General features: G+C 41.1%; 21 protein-coding genes. 12 read left to right on the top strand and 9 right to left on the bottom strand.

Annotation, left to right across the window (positions count from 1 at the left end; all coding sequences use genetic code 11):
* Nucleotides 1-54: 54 nt before the first annotated feature.
* From AC1TO9_RS07810 to AC1TO9_RS07795, 4 genes are all read left to right on the top strand, one after another.
* Nucleotides 55-297, top strand: coding sequence for a hypothetical protein (locus tag AC1TO9_RS07810; RefSeq protein WP_482054273.1), 243 nt, complete (start codon nt 55-57; stop codon nt 295-297).
* Nucleotides 298-434: 137 nt separating this feature from the next.
* Nucleotides 435-737, top strand: coding sequence for a HesB/IscA family protein (locus AC1TO9_RS07805; RefSeq protein WP_482054272.1), 303 nt, complete (start codon nt 435-437; stop codon nt 735-737).
* 72 nt (nt 738-809) lie between these two features.
* Nucleotides 810-1,031: a YuzB family protein gene (locus AC1TO9_RS07800; RefSeq protein ID WP_482054271.1), complete on the top strand. Its 222-nt coding sequence runs from the start codon at nt 810-812 to the stop codon at nt 1,029-1,031.
* 108 nt (nt 1,032-1,139) lie between these two features.
* Complete coding sequence (locus AC1TO9_RS07795) at nt 1,140-1,415, top strand: hypothetical protein (RefSeq protein WP_482058797.1); 276 nt, start codon at nt 1,140-1,142, stop codon at nt 1,413-1,415.
* Nucleotides 1,416-1,482: 67 nt separating this feature from the next.
* Here AC1TO9_RS07795 and AC1TO9_RS07790 read toward each other — a convergent pair whose 3' ends face one another.
* A complete protein-coding gene (locus AC1TO9_RS07790) occupies nt 1,483-3,456 on the bottom strand; it encodes an LTA synthase family protein (RefSeq protein WP_482058796.1) in 1,974 nt (657 codons plus the stop codon).
* 101 nt (nt 3,457-3,557) lie between these two features.
* Nucleotides 3,558-4,715, bottom strand: a complete 1,158-nt coding sequence (locus AC1TO9_RS07785) for a THUMP domain-containing class I SAM-dependent RNA methyltransferase (protein ID WP_482058795.1) — start codon at nt 4,713-4,715, stop codon at nt 3,558-3,560.
* Between the two features lie 197 nt (nt 4,716-4,912).
* Between AC1TO9_RS07785 and AC1TO9_RS07780 the strand changes: the two genes are divergently transcribed.
* Nucleotides 4,913-5,545, top strand: coding sequence for an O-methyltransferase (locus tag AC1TO9_RS07780; RefSeq protein ID WP_482058794.1), 633 nt, complete (start codon nt 4,913-4,915; stop codon nt 5,543-5,545).
* 386 nt (nt 5,546-5,931) lie between these two features.
* On the opposite strand, the gene AC1TO9_RS07775 is transcribed toward AC1TO9_RS07780, so the two are convergent.
* Nucleotides 5,932-7,128, bottom strand: a complete 1,197-nt coding sequence (locus tag AC1TO9_RS07775) for an MFS transporter (protein WP_482058793.1) — start codon at nt 7,126-7,128, stop codon at nt 5,932-5,934.
* Nucleotides 7,129-7,326: 198 nt separating this feature from the next.
* Between AC1TO9_RS07775 and hemE the strand changes: the two genes are divergently transcribed.
* The 6 genes from hemE to AC1TO9_RS07745 all read left to right on the top strand — a co-directional run bounded on the left by hemE (nt 7,327) and on the right by AC1TO9_RS07745 (nt 14,308).
* Entirely contained in the window at nt 7,327-8,370 is a 1,044-nt protein-coding gene (gene hemE / locus AC1TO9_RS07770; protein WP_482058792.1) for a uroporphyrinogen decarboxylase, read from the top strand.
* Nucleotides 8,371-8,425: 55 nt separating this feature from the next.
* Nucleotides 8,426-9,364, top strand: coding sequence for a ferrochelatase (hemH, locus tag AC1TO9_RS07765; RefSeq protein ID WP_482054264.1), 939 nt, complete (start codon nt 8,426-8,428; stop codon nt 9,362-9,364).
* 149 nt (nt 9,365-9,513) lie between these two features.
* Nucleotides 9,514-10,890, top strand: a complete 1,377-nt coding sequence (locus AC1TO9_RS07760) for a CapA family protein (RefSeq protein WP_482058791.1) — start codon at nt 9,514-9,516, stop codon at nt 10,888-10,890.
* A 16-nt stretch (nt 10,891-10,906) separates the two neighbouring features.
* Nucleotides 10,907-11,530 carry a fumarylacetoacetate hydrolase family protein gene (locus AC1TO9_RS07755; protein ID WP_482058790.1) on the top strand — a complete coding sequence of 208 codons (624 nt, stop codon included), beginning with the start codon at nt 10,907-10,909 and terminating at the stop codon, nt 11,528-11,530.
* Between the two features lie 3 nt (nt 11,531-11,533).
* Entirely contained in the window at nt 11,534-12,331 is a 798-nt protein-coding gene (locus tag AC1TO9_RS07750; protein WP_482054261.1) for a DUF92 domain-containing protein, read from the top strand.
* A gap of 48 nt (nt 12,332-12,379) precedes the next feature.
* Nucleotides 12,380-14,308 (top strand): ABC-F family ATP-binding cassette domain-containing protein, encoded by a 1,929-nt coding sequence (locus AC1TO9_RS07745; protein ID WP_482058789.1) that lies wholly within the window; start codon nt 12,380-12,382, stop codon nt 14,306-14,308.
* A gap of 82 nt (nt 14,309-14,390) precedes the next feature.
* Here AC1TO9_RS07745 and AC1TO9_RS07740 read toward each other — a convergent pair whose 3' ends face one another.
* The 5 genes from AC1TO9_RS07740 to AC1TO9_RS07720 all read right to left on the bottom strand — a co-directional run bounded on the left by AC1TO9_RS07740 (nt 14,391) and on the right by AC1TO9_RS07720 (nt 18,472).
* A complete protein-coding gene (locus AC1TO9_RS07740; RefSeq protein WP_482054259.1) occupies nt 14,391-15,428 on the bottom strand; it encodes a M42 family metallopeptidase in 1,038 nt (345 codons plus the stop codon).
* Nucleotides 15,409-15,750, bottom strand: coding sequence for a LapA family protein (locus AC1TO9_RS07735; RefSeq protein ID WP_482054258.1), 342 nt, complete (start codon nt 15,748-15,750; stop codon nt 15,409-15,411). Before AC1TO9_RS07735 ends, AC1TO9_RS07740 begins: the two co-directional genes overlap by 20 nt.
* A gap of 115 nt (nt 15,751-15,865) precedes the next feature.
* Nucleotides 15,866-17,656, bottom strand: coding sequence for an oligoendopeptidase F (gene pepF, locus AC1TO9_RS07730; RefSeq protein ID WP_482054257.1), 1,791 nt, complete (start codon nt 17,654-17,656; stop codon nt 15,866-15,868).
* A 396-nt stretch (nt 17,657-18,052) separates the two neighbouring features.
* Entirely contained in the window at nt 18,053-18,232 is a 180-nt protein-coding gene (locus tag AC1TO9_RS07725) for a hypothetical protein (RefSeq protein WP_482058788.1), read from the bottom strand.
* 6 nt (nt 18,233-18,238) lie between these two features.
* Nucleotides 18,239-18,472 carry a hypothetical protein gene (locus AC1TO9_RS07720; RefSeq protein WP_482054255.1) on the bottom strand — a complete coding sequence of 78 codons (234 nt, stop codon included), beginning with the start codon at nt 18,470-18,472 and terminating at the stop codon, nt 18,239-18,241.
* Nucleotides 18,473-18,905: 433 nt separating this feature from the next.
* Here AC1TO9_RS07720 and AC1TO9_RS07715 point away from each other — a divergent pair, with 433 nt between their 5' ends.
* A complete protein-coding gene (locus tag AC1TO9_RS07715) occupies nt 18,906-19,649 on the top strand; it encodes a YebC/PmpR family DNA-binding transcriptional regulator (RefSeq protein WP_482054254.1) in 744 nt (247 codons plus the stop codon).
* A 391-nt stretch (nt 19,650-20,040) separates the two neighbouring features.
* On the opposite strand, the gene AC1TO9_RS07710 is transcribed toward AC1TO9_RS07715, so the two are convergent.
* Nucleotides 20,041-21,372: a multi antimicrobial extrusion protein MatE gene (locus AC1TO9_RS07710; protein ID WP_482058787.1), complete on the bottom strand. Its 1,332-nt coding sequence runs from the start codon at nt 21,370-21,372 to the stop codon at nt 20,041-20,043.
* Between the last annotated feature and the right edge of the window lie 102 nt (nt 21,373-21,474).

The following is a 21,474-nucleotide window of genomic DNA, read 5'->3' as shown; positions in this document are numbered from 1 at the left end:
CTCTTAATAGTGGTTGCTCCCTCTCGCTATAGCTTAAGGATGGAGGCATGAGACATGAAACTTAGAAGATTACTGTCTTTTAGGCATTGGTCTGTTATGATCGGTAATATACGACGGTATGTGTTCTCATCCGAAGTGTCATTAGTGGACAAGCTATTGTTTCTAGTTCCAGTTATTTTCTATTGGCTCTTTCCATTTGATTTATTACCTGGACTTCCATTTGACGATATTGGAGTGACTATGATCTTGATGGGATGGTTCACTTCACGAATACGGCGTAAACACCCAACATTGTAAGGGAATAAAGTAGATTAAAAGGGGATATTGTTCGTAATAAATAAGGACAAGTGATGAAGTGTCTTGCGAATTAAGTTCTGTTTCTTTACAATAAATATAAGCGCACAATAATACATTGAATTTAGGGGACAACTCAGATGAATTGTAAAATAACCCGCAATGCGGCAAAAGTATTAGCGAAAGAATTGAATAAAGATGAGAATAAGGATTTGAAACTTCGTGTATTTGTTACACACGCTCACGGAGACCATGCTCATTATGGGTTGGATCTAGATACAGCCACAGAAAAAGACGAAGTCGTATCAACGGATAAAGACATCGATGTCATCTTGGATTCAAGTGAACCATTACTTGATGGCGTGAGGATAGATTATTTTTACCTACCTGAGGAAGGTTTTGTTATTACAAATCCATCTAAAGGTAATCACGGAGACCACTAAGGTGCGTGTTCAAAAAGTGAATTTTTTGAATAACCTCTTATAGTTAGAATAGTAAAGAAGGATGGATTAGATATGGCAAACGATATACGTGTATGTGATAAATGTAGGCATATACGTCTCAAAACGATTGTACCTAAGCTTCAAAAGATGGCGCCTGACGCTGAAATTCAAGTGTTATGTAAGTCTTATTGTGGACCTTGTGGAAAGAGAGCATTCGTTTTTATTAATGGACGTTATATAAGTGCGCCGACAGAAGATGAGGTATTGGCTAAAGTAGCTCCTTTTATAAAGTAGCTGTTTTGGTAAATGATATTGTTTCTTGTAGTACATAATTCCTTCCTATAGTAACCAAGCTAATGATGGTAATGGATAAGGAATATGTATTGAAGGGGGAACATGTGAATGTCTAAACGTGATTTTTCTAGTATGCAAAATAACACACCCATTTCTCAAGCTAATAATGCTGTGGATAGGCTACATCAGTCGATAACACAAGCTGCAAGCCATCCTACAGAGCAATTGGTGGATCAAGCGGAGAATTCCTTAGCTCACGCAGAACAGGCCGTTGAGGCCCTTCAAGGCAGTGAGATTGGACTAACTGTTGAACAGACTGAGGAATGGCTTGCGGAAGAGAAAAGTCGGTTAGCGGCAATTAACGTTTCTAAGTCTAATAAATAGTCTTATAATCGAAAGAAAACCGCCACAAAAGAGAAATCCTCTTTTGTGGCGGTTTTTTTCATGTGCTTTAATCCGTGGTCAATTTACCTAGCAAGTCATATTGAATCACTTGATCTGAGACATTGAGTTCAAGCTGAGCTTGATCAAAGCCGACCCTGCATCTACTAACTTCGGTAGTTTTCCGAGTGTTGAGATCATAGCAGCTACCATTCTCGAAGATACCATCTGGCGATGGAGTATAAAATTGCTTGCTGTCTGTGAAAGCCCCTGAACGAAGTACTACAAAACGATCATTATCAACGAACAAATTGTTGCCCAGCATATGATAGGATTCTGTTGGGATTCCAAGTAAGTGCAGGAGAGATGGGGTCATATCTAATTGGCCAGAAGCTTCTGAGTATTGTCCTGCTTGACTACTATCGGGCAGATGAATCAGTAAAGGAACTTGGTTCATGATTTGTTCCATATCGAGATCATTTAAGCTTTTCCCTAGAAACTGTTCATAATAAGGTTTGTCTTTGATTGAATTATCATGATCTCCATATACGATAAGAATCGTATTATCCCAAAGCCCCTGTCCTTTCATTTGTGTGACAAACTGCCCGAGTGCATCATCAACGTAATGGATCGCATGGAGGTAATTTCCGAATATGTTACCACTAAATTCGCCCACATCCAATTGTTGTTTGCTTTTTGGAATACTATAGGGATGGTGGCTGGTAAGTGTAATCAAGAAAGAGTAGTAAGGTTGTGTGATTGACCTCATCTCATCTAGTGATTGTTGAAGGAATGAATTGTCACCAAGAGACCAACCAAGCGGTTCATCGATCGTATAATCTTTTTTGCTGAAAAAGCGATCGTAACCCATATAGTTATACATAATGGTCCTATTCCAAAAGCTACTATCATAAGCATGAAAAACGTTAGGTGAATAACCCTGACCTTTCAATATTGCTGGTAACATATCGTACTTATGATCGGAATAACGGATAAATGCAGACCCTGTGGGCAGTGCATGTAGGGAGCTGTGGGAGCTAAAATCTGCATCAGATGTTCTTCCCTGCCCAGTCTGGTGATAATTATTGCTGAAATACATACTGTCCTTCATTAATTTGTTGAAGTTCGGTGTAATCTCTTGGTCATTGATGCTCTTACCGATCATGAAGTTCATGAAAGCTTCAACTTGAATGACGATAACATTACTGTTCTTGTACTTTCCGAATAATTCGTTCGGTTTGGTTCGCTGTGCACTTTTGAGGGCAAATAAATCCGCTATACTATCTAAGTCATCTTGTGGAAGCTGATGTTCAGGACCCAGATGTTCTTGTGCGTAGCGATACATATCGTACCCATGGAAGCCTATCAACCCTGTTACATTGTAAATGCTCATGTTCCACCAATTGCTGTCGAATAGTCCCTTTGCCCATGTTTCGCTGTAATATTTAATGGGGGCAAAAGTGAGAACGGAACCGAATGCAAAGATTAGAATACCTGTAGTAAAGCGGCGGATAACGCCCAAGCTTCTTTTCGAAGATGATAGGGTTTGGTCGATATGGTAAAAAGACTTTCTCCTGTGTAGCAGAGCCATTCGAATGATGGCGTACACGATGAATAGAATCCAATCAATAAACAATAATAGATCATCCCAACGTAATAGTGACTGTATGCTCTCCCCTAAAGAACCGACCTGCCCGGTCTGAAGAAGAACAGGGACCGTAATAAAATCCTCGAAATAGCGATAATATACGAGATCCGAATACATGATTGCTGTCAAAAGGAAGTTCAATACAACAAGTGATATGAAAAAGCCACGTCGAGGTAGCCAGAATGTCCAGAATGATACTAACATGACGGACCCTATAGCGATGATGTAATCCAAGAAACTCAGTTCTACATATAGAATGTGAAGTCGATTATCAATTAGGGTTAACTTGTACAGCATAAGAGCGATAAACAGGGGATAGATAAGGTAGCGAAATGGAAGGAGATGGATGTATAATCTCCAGTTATAGCTGGGCGTACCTTCTTTATGGAAATACATAAATAATCTCCTTTCTTTATTAGCAAAATGTGAATTTAATGATGAAAAAGAACGAACTCAGTAGTAAGAGTTCGCTCCTTCGTTCAAGCGAAAAGTGAATGTTATTCACTAGGAGATATCTTGTTGTGACGAGGAGGAAGAGGTCCGAGATATTGATAATACTGACACTCGATCGTTCCGTTGTAGAGCTTGCGACGTTTATCGGCCTTTTTATTGAATAGTTGTTCGAAACGCTTCGTTGAACTGATCGCAAAAAATGACCAAGAAGGTAGTCCTACTGACATTCGTCCCAATTCACGAATAATCTTGTCAACCTCTTCTATCTCGCTTAAACGTTCACCATAGGGAGGGTTTGTAATGATACAACCGTAGTCACCCTTGGGTCTTGCTTGGGTAATAGGAAGAACCTCTAATTGGATGTCCTTGGCGAATCCAGCACTGTTTACGGCGGCTTGAGCTACCTCTATAGCGGCTGGATCAATATCGCTTCCGGATATCTGTAATGGAATATCATCACGTATCGAATCAAATGCTTCTTCCCTAGCTTCAGACCATAGAGCTTCAGGGATGATTGGCCAATCTTCAGAGTTAAAGGTACGGCGTAATCCTGGCGCAATATTCCACCCGATCATAGCCGCCTCGACTAAGAGTGTACCAGAACCACAACATGGATCGTAAAAAGGTCTTGAGGGGTTCCAACGGCTTAATTGGATGAGCGCAGCGGCCATCGTTTCCTTTATTGGAGCTTCCGTTACAAGTTTACGATATCCGCGCTTATGAAGACCAGATCCTGTTGTATCCAGCGTGATCAAGGCAGTATCATTCAACATAATTACTTCAATGACATAGCGTGGTCCATCTTCAGGGAACCATTCTGTATGGTAAGTCTGATTTAATTTGTCGACGACTGCTTTCTTAACGATACTTTGACAAGCGGGTACGCTGCTAAGTTGTGACTTAAGAGAACGTCCCTCAACCGGGAATTCGCCATTCTGTGGAATAACATCTTGCCACGGTAATGCTTTGGTACCTTCGAACAATTCGTCGAAGGTAGTGGCGGTAAATTCACCCATTTTAATCAGAATACGGTCCGAAGTACGAAGCCATAAATTACAACGACATATATCGATTAAATCCCCACTAAAGATGACACGTCCGTTCTCAACCGTCATATCGTGGTAACCCAGTTCTTTTAATTCACGAGCTACGATAGACTCTAAGCCCATTGGTGCAGTAGCAATAAGTTGTAAGTGAGCCATGTATACAATTCAACCCCATCCGGCCATCCTTGACGCCACACGGGCACCATCAGGAGACCTATAAATTTCATGCAGTCTTGCCGGTTTCCGACAAAACACATACAATAATAACGTTAGTAACCCATAACGATGCAACCAAACATCAATTATAAAACAAATAGGCTAATATGGAAAGTTAGTTAGAGGAGGAAAAGAATTTGAATCTCACCCCTGAAGAATATATTAACCAATTGTATCAAGATGATGAGCAATTGGAGCAGGTGAAAGAAAGCATTAGAGAGCAGGGCATGCCAGAAGTGTCAGTGGCACCGGCATATGGTAGGCTTCTAACGATCCTTGTTCAGACATCTCGTGCACGCAATGCGATTGAGATTGGTGCTCTTGGAGGATATAGCGGAATTTGTATTGCAAAAGGACTTCCTGTAGATGGGCAAGTACTTTCCTTGGAATTAAAGGAAGAATATGCGGAGTTAGCGAAGCGAAATCTTGAAATGGCGGGTTTTGGGAGCCGTGTGAATTATATGGTAGGTGCTGCGCTTGATAGTTTGGAACGTCTCAAGCAAGACGGGCGAAAGTTTGATTTCTTTTTCATTGATGCGGACAAAGAAAATTACCCATTGTATCTGGAATACGCTATCCAGTTGGCGAACCCAGGCTCTGTCATTGTGGGCGACAACTGCTTCTTACGTGGAAGAACCTTGAACCCAGAGAAGAATGGTCCAGCTGTACTGGGAATGCGCAGTTTCAATGAGCAAGTTGCTTCTGATGAGCGACTCGTTAGTACATTGCTACCAGATTATGATGGATTGTCGATTTCATGGGTGAAATGAAGGTGAGGCTAGAATAGATGCATAAAGCACATTTAATTAGCAGGAAATGTAGGGAAAGAGAGAATTAGTTGCAAAACTACACTTAAAAATGGCGGTAACGCTGAAAAATGGAGTTTCAAGAAAATTAGATGTACTCCATGCAACTAAAGTTAACTTCAGAGGGATTGGGTTGAATTTAGATGTACTTATTGCACTTAATAGTGAATAGTGGAGACGAAAGGTGATTATTGGTGATGGTGTTGGTGTTGCGGCTCATATCTGCTAGCGATACGATGGATCACTGGCATCGGAAACGTAAACTTCCTCACTATATGTACTCTTTCACAAAGGACGCCGAAAGGCGTCTTTTTAATACATAGCTTGGATGCTTGTCCGTGATACCCTTGTTAGTTATTCCGGGAATACAGCTTTCGTCTTACCCACACCACGTTCAGAAGTAGCAAGCAACCCGAAACGATAAACAAACCCTCGATACCAATAAATCCTGACAAAAGTCCTCCAATGAGTGCACCCATCATATTTCCTAGAGAAAGTGTACTGCTGTTAAATCCGAATGCGCGACTCTCCATGCCGTCCGGAGTATAGGAGCGTATGAGGGAATTTACGCTCGGTAGCAAACCACCCATAAAGATTCCCATGAGGAAGCGGATTACGATGAGCTGCCAGACATTTTGAACAAAAGCCTGAGGAATAATGGTTAGAGCTGTTCCTATTAGTGCGTAAGTTAGGACGCGATGTGAGCCGAATTTATCGCTAATTTTACCAAGTATTGGTGATGATATCATATTAGAGATTCCTGTTACGGCTAAGACTAGACCTGCCCAGAAAGCAATATTGACGGTTGAAGCATGTAACTTCTGCACATACAATGGGAGCAACGACATAGGGCTTACCATAGCGAACTGCAGTAGGAAAGTCACTGCAAAAAGTGCTAGTAATTGAGGAATATGAGCTAGCTCTTTGAAACCTTGCATAACGGATACCACGGGTGCGTGTGAAGCTTCTTCGCGATCAAAGGTTTCTTTGACAAAGAATAGCGCTAATAAAGAAGCGGCAAGTACTAAAGCGCCAGTGATATAGAAAATGGGACGAAATCCGATGAGATCTGCCAAGATACCCCCAATGAGTGGACCTAAAATAGTACCAGCTACCATACCAGATTGCATGATTCCCATGGCGAATCCCATACGGGCTTTCGGCGCTGTTCCTGAGATGAGCGAGATTGCGGCTGGATTGAATCCAGATATCGTTCCGTTCAGAAGACGAAGTATTAATAATTCCCATGGACTTCGTGCAAAACCCATAAGAACGATGACAATTGCCATTCCAAATCCAGATCGTAGTAACATAATTTTACGTCCATAGCGATCAGCTAGTTTACCCCATAATGGTTGAAATATGAAAGCCGTCAAGAAATTCGCTGCAAAAATGACCCCAGCCCATATACCAATTTCATATTCGCCCTGTACTCCTAAATCTTTAGCAAGATATAAAGCTAGAAAAGGTGTGATCATGGTTACTCCAGCATTGACGAGAAATTGACCGATCCAAAGAACAATAAGGTTTATTTTCCAAGTATTCACGTGCCGTACACGTCCTTTCTAAGCTGTGATTTCAATTTCCCAAAAAAGAGTAATATATAATTATATCATAAAAGACGATGTGTCTGTGGATAACAATGTCATAGTATTGTCATGACATTACATTGTGAGCTAGTTGTTACTTACTTTTAAAAAGGGCATAATAATATGTAGGGAAATTATTATACTGGAGGCTAACTGATGACGTACAATGACGTATTCACCAGAGCTTGTTATAAGCAGGAAGTGAAGCATGTACCCGTATGGTACATGAGACAAGCAGGTCGAACTGATCCTGATTACCGTAAAATCAAAGAAAAATATAGTCTTCTTGAAATTTGCCGTCAACCAGAGCTAGCAGCTGAAATTACATTAATGCCTGTAAAGAAGTTAGGCGTTGATGCTGCGATTCTGTACTCGGACATTATGAATCCTGTAGCTTCACTCGGAATTGATTTCGATATTGTGAAGGATATAGGACCAGTTATTAACAATCCTATACGAACGGCAGCAGACATAGAGCGTCTTCGTCCCATTGATGTGGATAAGGATCTCAGTCATATTTTAGAGACCATTCGAATTCTAGATAAAGTATTGAAAGTTCCTCTTATTACTTTTGCAGGCGCGCCTTTTACAATAGCTAGTTACTTAATTGAAGGTAGACCTTCGAAAAGTTATATCCGTACTAAGACTCTGATGTATAACGAGCCACATCTGTGGAATTTACTGATGGACAAGTTGGGAGATATGGTCATTACATATGTAAGAGCCCATATCGCTAATGGTGGTAAGGCTTTTCAGTTATTTGATAGTTGGGTGGGGGCATTGTCTCCGAAGGATTTCGAAAAGTTTGTGCTTCCAACGATTACTCGTATTTTTGCCGAACTATCCGATTTGAATGTACCCAAGATTTATTTTCCAGGTGTTAGTTCAGGAGAACTGTTACCGACGCTCACCAATATTCAGTCTAATGTGATGGGATTGGATTGGAGAGTATCTATTTCTGAAGGACGCCGAAGAACGAATGGACGCTTTGCTATGCAAGGCAACTTAGATCCTTATATATTAACAGCGCCTATAGATGTCATTAAACAATATGCCAAAGAAATTATTGATGATGGCATACAGGAACCTGGCTTTATATTTAATTTGGGGCATGGATTGTTCCCAGAAGCATCCATTGATAAACTTCGTGAATTAACACAATTTGTTCATGAATATTCGGCTTCTCAATTAAGAGCATAAGTACTCTCTTAACGACCATAATATAAACCTATACTGAGTTTAAGGTGGTAATTTCGTGAAATCTAAAGTAGGCGTTTTAGTTATGTCATATGGAACACCAGAGAGTCTAGAAGGAATTGAAGCTTATTATACGCATATCCGCAGAGGACATCCTCCGACTTCGGAACAACTTCAAGATTTAGTAAGTCGTTATGAAGCTATCGTCGGTGGAGTATTTCCTCTTCGTGAGAACACTAACCAACAGGTAAGAGAATTACAAGCCGTTCTTAACCAAAGTATAGATCAATCCGAAATTGAGTATGTATGTTACCAAGGACTTAAGCACGCTGCACCTTTGATAGAAGACGGTGTGGATCAAATGGCTAAAGATGGGATTAAGCGGGCTGTAGGGATCGTATTAGCACCTCATTATTCAGTGATGAGTGTAGGTAGTTATATTAAACGAGCGCAAGAGAAGGCCAATGAGCTAGGGATAGAAATGACTTTCGTTGAGAGTTATCATGTCCATCCACAATTGATTCAGGCGCTTAGCGAGCGTGTAAGTGCGAAGCTGGATCAATTCGAGGAGGCTGGCGCTAAGCGCGAGGATGTTATGGTGTTATTCAGTGCACATAGTCTTCCGGAGCGGATACTCGAAATGGGAGATCCATATCCAGAGCAATTGTTGGAAACTTCACGTGCGATTGTTGAACAGACAGGTGTGGCACAGTGGCAGTTCTCATGGCAAAGTGCTGGACGAACAGCTGAGCCATGGCTTGGGCCGGATGTTCTCGATACACTTCAAGAACTCAGTAAGGAACAGGTGAAGAATGTGCTTGTCGCCCCTGTTGGCTTCGTATCTGATCATTTGGAAGTACTATATGACTTAGATATTGAAGCTCAAGATATCTCGAAGGATCTAGATATCCGACTAATGAGAACAGATTCATTGAATAGTGATCCTCTCTATATGGAGACTCTTCGTGATGCAGTGTGGGCTTCTTTAGGGAAATAGTCCAGCAATAGAATAGGTCGTAAGCCTCAAATACTATAGAAGAACTCCCGAATTCATTCGGGGGTTCTATTTGTTTGCCGTAACCTGATATACTGAAATGAGAGTCTTTCAAGATACTAAATTCAATATCGTGTGAGAAGGAGTAAATAATGCATTTATCACGTACTAATAAAAATAGATCGACTAGAAAGAAAAAGAATAAGCGCTTTAGAAAATCATGGGTCCTACTAAATACGTTTCTTGTCTCTGCGATTGTTATTCTACTATCCTATTATTGGATTACAGAAGGGAATCAAGCGCAAGAGAATGAATCGATCGCAATAGAGCGTCCAGTTGTTCAAGCTGATAAGCTTGATGGTGAGAGTAGTAAACCTACTCTATCTAAAGAGGTAGAGAAGGATCAAGCAAGTAAAAATGAGGCATCGAAAGAAATGGATGTAACTAAAACTCTAACCGAACCTATTGAACCTATGAAATCTAAGGATTCTGAAGCTTCTACTGAACCCGATGATTCTACCGAACTTGAAGCTCCTATTGAATCGGATGATTCTAGCGAGATTATTGCGAACTCAGATAGTATTCTCACATTTAATTTTGCAGGAGATATGATGTTTGCGGGTAAAGTAGAAGGGATGCTGAAAGAAAAAGGGTACGACTATCCCTTCGAACATTTGGGTGATCTTTTCCATAATGATGATTTAACGATTGCTAATCTTGAGTCGCCAGTGACGACATCTGGAGTAGGAGCAATGAATAAACAATATGTATTCAAGTCATCACCTAAGGCGCTAGATGCCCTTAAGAAAGCTGGAATGGATGCTGTAGGGCTTGCCAATAATCACATACTGGATCAAGGGGTTTCAGGGCTGCTGGATACATTGAAATATTTAGATGAAAGCGGGATTCAGTATGCGGGTGCGGGTAAGAATGCGGATGAAGCGTATGCTCCTGCATATTTCACACGTCAAGGAGTTAAGATTGCGCTTATTGCCGTTAGCCGTGTTGTACCCGATAAAGATTGGCATGCTGGGAAAGGCAAACCGGGTGTTGCTACGGCATATAGTCCAGCCGAAGCCCTTAAATCTATTGCTACCGCTCGTACGAAGGCGGATATCGTTATCGTCATGGCACATTGGGGCAAAGAGAAAGAATTGCAACCAATAAAGAATCAGACAGAGTTGGCACACCAATTCGTAGATGCTGGAGCAGATCTCGTGATTGGGGCACATCCTCATGTTCTTCAAGGACTTGAGCAATATAAAGGGAAATGGATCGCTTATAGTACAGGTAATTTCATATTTACTAAATCGAGTACTGCATCTACATGGAGAACAGCTGTATTCGCAACCACCTGTACTCCTAAGGGGGATTGCAAGATTAAGCTTATCCCTTTCCATACTGAAGTAGGTCAACCCGTTCCGATGTCTGATCAAGAAGGTCAACAATTGTTTCAAGATATAGAGAAGTTGTCTATTGGTAGCGTGAGAATAAATAAAGACGGTAACGTCTATATGCCTAAATCATGAAAGGACTGATTAACCGATGGATTCAATGATTCGTAATGTTTATTGTATAGGGCGTAACTATAGATTACATGCAGCAGAGCTTGGAAATGATATACCGCAAGAACCGATGGTATTCATGAAACCATCTCATGCTGTTGTTCCATTAGATAAGAGCTTAATTACGTTACCCAAGGATCAAGGCGCAGTTCATTATGAAGGGGAATTGGTATTTCGAATTAGTCGGAATTATGAGGCAGGCCTTGCAGTCGATGACTTGATCGATGTTATGGCATTGGGAATTGACTTCACCTTGCGTGATGTTCAAGAGGTCATTAAGAGAAAGGGTCATCCGTGGACAGCAGCTAAAGGATTTAAATCATCAGCACCATTGACATCATTCATTCCTTTCCCAGGGATAGAAGAGCTTGCATCACAAGATTTCACGGTTATTATGAATAAAGTCGAAGTTCAGCGTGGTAATGTGAGCGATATGATCTTTTCTGTGCAAGAAATTATAGACTATATCGGTTCACATTATGGATTAGGCAAAGGAGATCTCATCTTCACAGGTACTCCCGCAGGCGTTGGACCGGTATCTTCAGGTGATCAATTTGAACTCTTGTGGGGGGATAACCAGCTTGGAAGCTGTGTCATTGAATAACAGATGATGTGGGTAATAGGCGTTGTGTGTGCATTAATGGTGTCTGCGGCAGCATATCGGAAGAAATCACTCTCAGGTTCAGGTGCGGTGGCAGCTACCATCATGGGGACGGTGTACTTCGCTGCAGGAGGGCTATTCTGGTTCGGAATTCTCCTTGTATTCTTTGGTTCCTCTTCTGTGATATCCAAGTTTCGCCACAGTCATAAAGCGGAGATGGAGAAGTCCTACGCGAAGACTGGACGGCGCGATGCAGGACAAGTGCTAGCGAACGGTGGACTTGGAATGCTCCTGTGTATTCTGAATGCGATATGGCCTCATCCTGAATGGGGAATTCTATTTATTGGCATCATGGCTACGGTGACTGCTGATACTTGGGCTACGGAGATCGGTAGCTTAAGCGCTAGACCTCCACGTTCGGTTTTGAATGGCAAGGTGTTAACAGTAGGGACATCAGGTGGAGTATCAATCCTTGGAAGTGCGGCTGCAGCAACGGGTGGAGCTATGATTGGGGGATTCGCATGGATCTTTGAAGCACTTTCGGCATCGGACTTTCAATTACGTCCGTTGTTGATGTGGGTATTCATAGGTCTTGTTGCTGGATTAGCAGGAGCATTTACAGATTCGATATTAGGTGCCACGATTCAAGTCATGTATCAGTGCCGTGTTTGTGGGAAAGAAGTGGAAGTGTTGCATCACTGTGAGCAAAGTACGAAGCAGATTCGTGGTTGGATCAGAATGAACAATGATGCAGTCAATATGTGGAGCTCCATCGTTGGAGCGATGGTAGCATTCATGCTATAATCAAATGATTGCCAACCAAATAAGAAAAGTTAGTAGGGAAAATTAAAAATGAATATATTAACTGTAGAACATATAAGTAAAAGTTACGGAGAAAAGGTGCTTTTTAAAGATGCATCTTTCGGTATGGAAGATCAAGATAAAATTGGGATTGTTGGTGTGAATGGAACGGGGAAATCAACTCTCTTACGTATAATTGCGGGATTAGAGAAGCCGGATGAAGGCCAAATATCCATTGGGAATGGTGTTAGAATTAGAACACTAGCACAGAATCCTGATTATGATCCAGAAATGACCGTTTTACAGCAAGTATTCCAAGGAAATGATCCGCAAATGAAAGTCGTGCGTGACTATACAATAACGATGGATTTATTAGATCTTGATCCTTCAAATGAGAAGGTGTTGGAAAGACTGTTGGATCTGAATCAAGAGATGGATACACTACAGGCTTGGAATCTTGAAAGTGAAGCGAAGATCATTCTGAATAAACTAGGAATTACACAATTTGAAGACTTGATGGGGACGCTGTCTGGTGGGCAACGCAAGCGTGTAGCATTGGCTAACGCGTTGATTCAACCCTGCGAGTTGTTAATTCTAGATGAGCCAACGAACCATATCGACACGGATTCAGTGGCGTGGCTTGAGCAATATTTACAGAAGCGACGCGGTGCGTTACTGATGATTACCCATGATCGGTATTTCCTCGATCGAGTGGCTAACGTTATGTTGGAGCTCGATTATGGGCGGTTATTTCGATATCAAGCCAATTATTCAGCATTCTTGGAATTGAAAGCAGATCGCGAAGACAGAGAGGCGTCTACAGAGCATAAGAGGCAGAATTTACTTCGGAGTGAGCTTGCTTGGATGCGTAAAGGACCGAAGGCGAGGTCTACTAAGCAGAAGGCACGGATTGATCGCTACGAAGAAATGAAAGATCAGCAAGGGATACAGCGTGCGGGATCGATGGATATGTCAGTGGCATCAAGCCGTCTGGGGCGTAAAATTCTAGAGATAGATCATCTGCACAAAACAAATGAGGACAATGTTCTTATTCAGGATTTCAGTTATATTGCTGTGCCCGAAGATCGAGTGGGTATTGTCGGTCCGAACGGTACTGGGAAGTCCACACTACTTAATCTCATAGCTGGTAGATTACAGCCAGATGGTGGAGAGATAAGTTTGGGTACTACTGTAAATATTGGTTATTTCACTCAAGAGCATCAAGAGATGAATGAGAAACAACGTGTTATTGAATATATTAAGGAAGTAGCGGAAGTGATTACTACGGCAGATGGAAGTACCATTACAGCCGGGCAAATGCTGGAACGGTTTCTGTTTACTCCTACGCTTCAATGGACGCCCATTTCCAAACTATCTGGTGGGGAGAAAAGACGTCTCTATTTATTGAGAGTACTTATGGGAGCGCCGAATGTGTTGTTGCTTGATGAGCCTACGAATGATCTTGATATTCAGACGTTGGCTGTTTTGGAACAATATTTAGATGAGTTTCCAGGGGTCGTATTTGTAGTATCACATGATCGGTACTTTTTAGATCGGACGGTAGATAAGATTGTTGCATTTGAAGGAGAAGGAAGCCTTAGAGTTCATGTAGGTTCTTATAGTGAATATGAGGAATGGATGACTAAGAATGTGTCCAAAGGACCAGATCGTCAGCGCAATGATCAACCTGCAGAACCGGTACACAAACCAATCGTTGTCTCCCCAAAGGAGAATGAACTTGAATCATCACGTGAGAAAATCAAGTTCAGTTTCAAAGAACAGCGGGAATTTGAACAGATCGATAGTCTAATTCAGGCTGCTGAACAGAATATAGTGGACATAAATCACCAGATGGAGCAATCCTTTGATGACTCTGCCCGGCTACAGGAGCTTATGAATAAGCTTCAGGAAGCACAGCAAAGACTTGAACATCTGATGGAGCGTTGGACGTATTTGAATGAATTAGCAGAGAAAATGTAAGGTTAAGAAAACTTGATAGATGTAACAAAAAAGGCACAGTGCGTAATTCTCAGCACTGTGCCTTTTTCTGTGAACTAACCTGTTACTGCTGTAAATATGCTGCAAGTAACTTTGTCGTATTTAGAATGGCCTGCTTATGTGTACGTTCCATAGCATGTGAGGCATGAACACCTGGACCAATAAGAGCTGCGCGAATATTGTTGCCAGCTCGAAGCGCAGCAGAGGCATCAGATCCATAATACGGATATACATCGACGGCATATGGAATGTTCTCTGATTCGGCTAAGGAGATGAGACGGCTTGTCATATCGTAATCGTAAGGTCCTGATGAGTCTTTGGCACAGATGGATACATCCGTTTCTTTACAACTAAGATCATCGCCAATACATCCCATATCAACCGCAATCAGTTCCTCGATATCATCAGGTATGGAGGAAGCACCATGTCCGACTTCTTCATAATTGGAGATCAGAATTTTTAGCGTAGTCCGTGGTTTCCAGCGTTCACGCTTCATCGATTCGAGTAGACCGAATAGAGCCGCAACGCTAGCCTTATCATCGAGATGACGGGATTTAATATATCCACTGTCCGTAACGACGGCTCTTGGGTCAAAGGATATGAAATCGCCGACTGATATTCCTAGTTTTTCCACATCTTCTTTGCTGTCTACAAGCTCATCAATACGCACTTCCATATGTTCTTCTAGACGCTTGAAATCACGAGCATCGTTGTAGACATGAACCGAAGGATGAGTACTTAGAATAGTTCCAGTATAAATCTTACCATTACGTGTATGTATGGTGCAGTACTCATTCTCAATTGCCTGCAGCATGAATCCACCGACTAAAGAGAGTCGAAGTGTGCCTTCAGGCTTGATAGCTCGAACCATAGCGCCTAAAGTGTCTACGTGGGCGCTGAGACCTATTGTACGGCTATTATCATGCCCTTGTACGGTTAAGATGGCGCCACCTTTCTGATTCCATGTCAAGGGAATCTCGAGGGCTCTGGCCTCTTCCTCAATCCAATTCATGACATGAGCAGTGAATCCGCTAGGACTCGGTGTGTTAAGTAACTTTTGAAGAAAATTTATAATATATGTCTCATTTGGTTGGATCGACAATAGGATCTACCTCCTTAATATCTTCCGTGCTGGATGCTGAAATAGGTTCGGTTGGTGGTAAATAATTAGTTTCTTTAATGACTATATCCAGTTGGGTAGATAGTCGTTTTATTTCTCTCTGTAGTTTATATTGTCTATAAATTCCATAAGAACCAACGATTAATCCGCCGATGAGCGTACATCCCAGTATTAGCAGAATTAAGGGAATACTTACCTCACTGAAATAAAAGTTAACTTGAACAGGGTTAACATTGATGACGGCAAATAAGGCCGTTAATAAAGCAAATATAAGTCCAGCGATTAATGACCATTGCATTTTCATGTAGACATCTCCTTTCAAGAGGTTGTTCAAAAAGACATCTTGTGATTACGGGCTGTAATCACATTATAAAATCCCCTGACCAAATGGACAAGGGATTTTATAACAGTCTCACATATTACTTAGTCAGTTGCTCCATTTGTGTTATTAATTCTTCGAATACGCTCATAGCATCTCGGATCGGTTGTGGCGAGGACATATCCACACCCGCTTTACTTAGAATATTAATGGAGTAGTCGCTTCCCCCGCTTTTGAGGAATCCTAGATAACGATCAACCGCTGGCTGGCCTTCCTCCAAAATTTGTTTGGAGAAGCTAGTTGCTGCTGAGAAGCCAGTAGCATACTTGTATACATAAAAGCTGTTATAGAAATGAGGAATACGTGCCCATTCCATTCCAATATCTTTGTCTACTGCCATATCCGGACCATGATATTTGAGATTCAATTCATAGTAGATATCCGAGAGTGCTTGTGGAGTAAGGGATTCGCCTTGTTCAGCATGCTCATGGATTAGCTTCTCGAACTCTGCAAACATCGTTTGTCTAAATACCGTTGTACGGAATTGGTCTGCATAGTAAGTGAGAAGATACATCTTTTCTTTAGGATCAGTTGATTTCTTCAATAAGTAATCCATCAACAGCGCCTCATTCGTAGTAGAAGCCACTTCCGCTAAGAAAATAGTGTATTGTGCATCACGATATTTCAACGCATTATCAGAATAGTATGAATGTAATGCATGACCCATCTCATGAGCCAATGTGAACATACTATTGAGATTATCTTTATGATTCAAAAGGACGTAAGGATGTGTTCCATAAGCTCCCCAGCTGTATGCGCCAGTTCGTTTTCCCTCGTTCTCGTAGATATCAATCCATCCTTCATCATAACCAGTCTGTAAGGCGCTAAGATAATCATCACCAAGTGGCTTGAGGCCATCTTTAATGGTCTTCTTTGCTTCTTCATAGGTGATGTCCATCTTGTATTCGTCTACAAGAGGAGCGAAGAGATCGTACATGTGTAATTCATCGACTCCAAGCAGTTTCTTGCGAAGTTTCATGTAGCGATGGAGTAAAGGCAAACTCTCATGAATTGTATCGATTAGATTGGTGTACACTTCCTTCGGAATGTTGTCGCCATACAGGGACATATCAAGTACAGAAGGGTATTTGCGAACACGTGAGTAGAAAATATTCTTATTGACATTAGCGCTTAACGTCGCTGCAATGGTGTTCTTCTGTTTGGCATAAGTTTCATAGACTGCTTTGAAAGCACGACTGCGAACTTCCCGATTAGGGCTCTCTAGATACTGAATATAGCTTCCATGAGTCAGTTCAACTTCTTTACCATTCTCGTCTTTGATCTTAGGGAATTTCATGTCTGCATTGTTAATCATACCGAAGATCGTTTGCGGTGCTTGAGATAAGTTACCTACCTGAGCTAACAGAGCTTCTTCTGTTTTCGTAAGAACATGAGCCTTTTCACGCTTCATCTCTTGTAGAGTGAATTTGAAATCGGATAGGGTTGAATCTGCAATGAAGGCGTCAAGTTTATCATCAGGCAGAGACAAAATTTCAGGTGTGACAAAAGAAAGTGCCTCATTCGCATCGACACTTAACTTTTTAGCTTTTTGGGTTAGTGCTTGATATGTAGGGTTCGTTGTGTCTTCATCATGATGCATATGAGCATATACGTATAGACGTTCAACATGATTGGAAATATCATCTTCTAGCGTGAAGCATTCTTTCACGGATTGGACTGTATCTAACTTTCCTTCCAACTTAGCAGCCGTGGATAGTTTCTTCTGAACTTCGGTGTAAGCTTGATCCCAATCCGATTGGTCAGCATACAAATCTTGTAGGTTCCATTGATGGTCTTGAGGTACTTCTGAACGTTTCAATAATTGGTCCATGGGAATCCTCCTTACGTGATTTGAGTATAAAGGTTGGGTTCCTTGTGATGCAGCGATTAGTGGAAAAAAGGGACTGGACAATATACTGAAAGTGAGTATAAGTGATACAGTTTTGGGTATCATGACCAAACGTGTACCTCCTTTGCATATACAATTAACTCATAGAGGATGTTCAAAAAGTCATCTTTTGATCACGAAGTATAGCGAGAAGTGTATTCGACATCGAATATTGAATTCAGCCGGTTCTTCCGGTGCTCACGTAGGTACTGCCTACGCTCCGCTCCTCACTCCCTTGCTTTATCCAATCTTCTCGGTGCTGAAAATCTGACTTTTTGAACTGGCATCCATAGTATATCCAGTCCTACACGTATTATTACTAGTAGTATCCCACTAAACTTAGGAACCCATGTTTAGAAAATTAATGACGATTAAAACAAAGGAAACAAGGATCATAATGATGGCGGCGAGAGCCATCCAACGCCTTAATGATGGTGGGACGGAATTCTTGCCCATGATGAGCGCTACACCAAGAATAAAAGCGCAGATGACAAATATTAAACTGCTACTGGAATCCATTATAAATTAAACTCCTTTGAAGGCCGCAATAATTGTGCGCCATTCGTCTTCATTACCGACATACTCTTCTTTGGGAAAACGATTGTTTGCCCAATTCATCAAGGCAGGCCGACTTAGAAAAGTTTGAGTTTCCTCTCCCCATTGATCGGAGATTTCACGAAGTACGAGATATTTACCTTGAACTTCGATGGTCATCATATTCCAATTATCTTTTTTGTATATTTCATGTTTTTTTATCATATTCACATTTCTCCGTTTGCTCTTTTGATAAAATGATAACGCAGACGCACTTATAAAAGCAAATAAAAACGGAGAAAAAGATGCTTATTGAACAAAAATAATAAAATTGATAGTTTCTAATGGTGTTTAGATCTGTTTTTATATTTGAATATATGTCAAATGAACACATTCATGCCTTTGACCGAATTAGCGTTAGAATGATACACTAGTAGCTATGAAATAATCAATTTTATAGAGGTTGTTCAAAAAGTCATCTTTTGATCACGAAGTATAGCAGAGGGCGTATTCGACATCGAATATTGAATTCAGCCGGTCCTTCTGGTGCTCACGTAGGTACTGCCTACGCTCCGCTCCTCACTCCCTATCTTCATTCAATCTTCTCGGTGCTGAAAATCTGACTTTTTGAACACACACTTATAGGGAGCGCTCCGTTATGAAGTTTAAGTTATTTAAAGATCGTAAAGGGAAAGCAGATCAGGCTAAAAACAATAAATTTGTAAAGCTTGGTCGTGAAATTTATGTACAAGCTCGTAAAGGTGGACCTAATCCGGATGCCAATTTCGGTTTAAAGACGGCTATCGCGAATGCACGGCAGATTAATATGCCAGTTGATAATATTGAACGTGCGATTAAGAAAGCCTCAGGTAATAGTGATAATGTAGAATACGACGAAATTTACTATGAAGGTTACGGCCCTGGTGGCATAGCTATTATGGTGAAATGTCTGACAGATAATCGCAATCGTACGGCAGCGGATGTAAGATCCATCTTTAATAAGCTTGGAGGAAACATGGGCGAGTCTGGTTGTGTTTCTTATATGTTTGATCAAAAAGGGCTACTTGTTATTGATCGGGAGAAACATGGAGAATTGGATGAGGATACATTGATGCTTCAAGCTATTGAAGCTGGTGCTGAAGATGTCATAACGAATGATGACAGTTTTGAGGTGTTAACTCATCCACATGAATTCGAAGCAATTAAGAGGCTATTGGAAGAAGAAGGCCTTGACTTTAGTAGTTCTGAAGTAAGATGGATTCCCCAGAATACGATTGATGTTGAAGGTGAGAATGCAGAGAAACTACTACGAATGATGGATACCTTTGAAGATAATGACGATGTTCAAGATGTCTATACGAACTTCGAGATTAGCGAAGATGAAATGGAACGTATCGGATAACAAATAAAAGTATTTAAACTATAAAAACACTGCACCCCGTGGTCAACGAGGATGTAGTGTTTTTTTCACATAATAGAAAGTATAAGATTCTAACGGAAGTGAGTGACCTTATTAGGCCTTCTTCTTCGGATTTGAGCTGTTAATGCGCATATAGAGGTCAGTATTTCCGTTAGAATTTCATGTTGGTGTTTTTTCGTGAAATAAGGTCTGTGGCTTCCGTTAGAAAGGTTAGAAAATCTACCGCCGGCGAATAAGAGCCTAAACAACATTTAAATTAGCAGAATGGTGGGGCTTGCGAGAAATAAGTGCATACACTGCAATTACTCCATTCACTTCAACAGAAGAAAGATGCACAATTGCAAACTTTCTGTCACCATGTCATCGCATATCGTTAATGCCCCTTCTGAGTCTGCTGTATTGGTTTAAGCACAGGTTCTTTGTCTGTACGACGAATAACGATCCAAACAATGACTAATTCAGCTAGAAGTCCAAAGGACTGGGAGAGCGCACCAACCATTCCGTTCCATCCTGGCGTAAATATTATTAGAATAATCAAGAAAAGGATAGTACAAACGGCGTTTGCAGTCTGAGAACGGAACATGACCTTTGTCTGACCGCGAAGAAGGATTAAGCCATTTCCATAGTCAAGCCAGGGCATAACCAGTGTATATAGTGCGAAAGCACGTAACGTAAGTAGACTTTCATCTAACAATTTTCCATTAACGTTCATCATATGTTCTAGCACCCATGGGCCAAGTGGTGTGTAAGCGATACTTACAAGTAGCACGAAAGGGATAAACCCGATGCTGAGCGCAAACTTTTTGACTAAAGGAGCATTAATATTGTAAAAGTTCAACACAATTTGATGAATATAAGTGAAGAAACTCAGTATTAATTGCATCAGGCTACTAGCAACGGCAAAGGCAGATATGGACAAGAGTATACCTGTCGTTTTTCCAAGCATGATATTAATCATCGGACCAATAAACATAGCAATGAAGGAAGATAGCAATAAAGGTTTATAGAACGAGAAGACATCAGCCTTCGATTCAACTTCGTGATCTATTTGCTTGAGCGGCATGTTACGTACGATGTTATTCCCTTCCCAATAACTTACAGCTGCTTCTATGATCATCCCTGATAAGAATATAATGGCACCAACACGTCCGCTTGTAATATTGTCAGAGATAACGAAATATAGGGAAAGTGCATACATAACAGCGAGACGGAAGATCATCCCAATTGTTAACCATTTCGTGCGGTTATGACTAATAATGACACCTTGATATATATTGCGAATAACAGAAAAGATGCTAACAAACATGAGGATCTGGTAGACATCGATGACAGAAGACAATAGGCTAGAATCTACTCCAAATAAATATTTGAATATGCCATGACCAACAGGTGTATATACGATTAGAAAGCCTACAAGCATAACAAATGCTAAAAAGACTTTGGTTACATAGGTCAGTGCTTTAAATGATATTCTATCTTTGACTAGTGCTGAGCATGTCTGCCTCAATAATGAGGATGGACGCTCCGTAATGGTTAAAAAGCTTAATGCGATGGCATAACTAGCAATGACTGTTTCAGGATTCGCGGCTTGAGCCAGTGTCCCATTGATAATGACGTGTGAAATGGTCACTAGTGATGCGGCTACGCCAAGGGGTAAAAAGAAAGAGAATAATCGTCTCCAAGAGAGTGATTCATCTATAGACATGGATTGAAGACTCCTTATTTTAAGTAATGGTTGTTAGTATATCATAGGAAATGGGATACGGGTGTGAAAGGGTTGGTTTTCGATATATTTCGATTCGTTTGT

This window comes from Paenibacillus sp. Y916, assembly GCF_056786435.1.
This window is presented reverse-complemented; position numbering and strand designations above follow the sequence as displayed.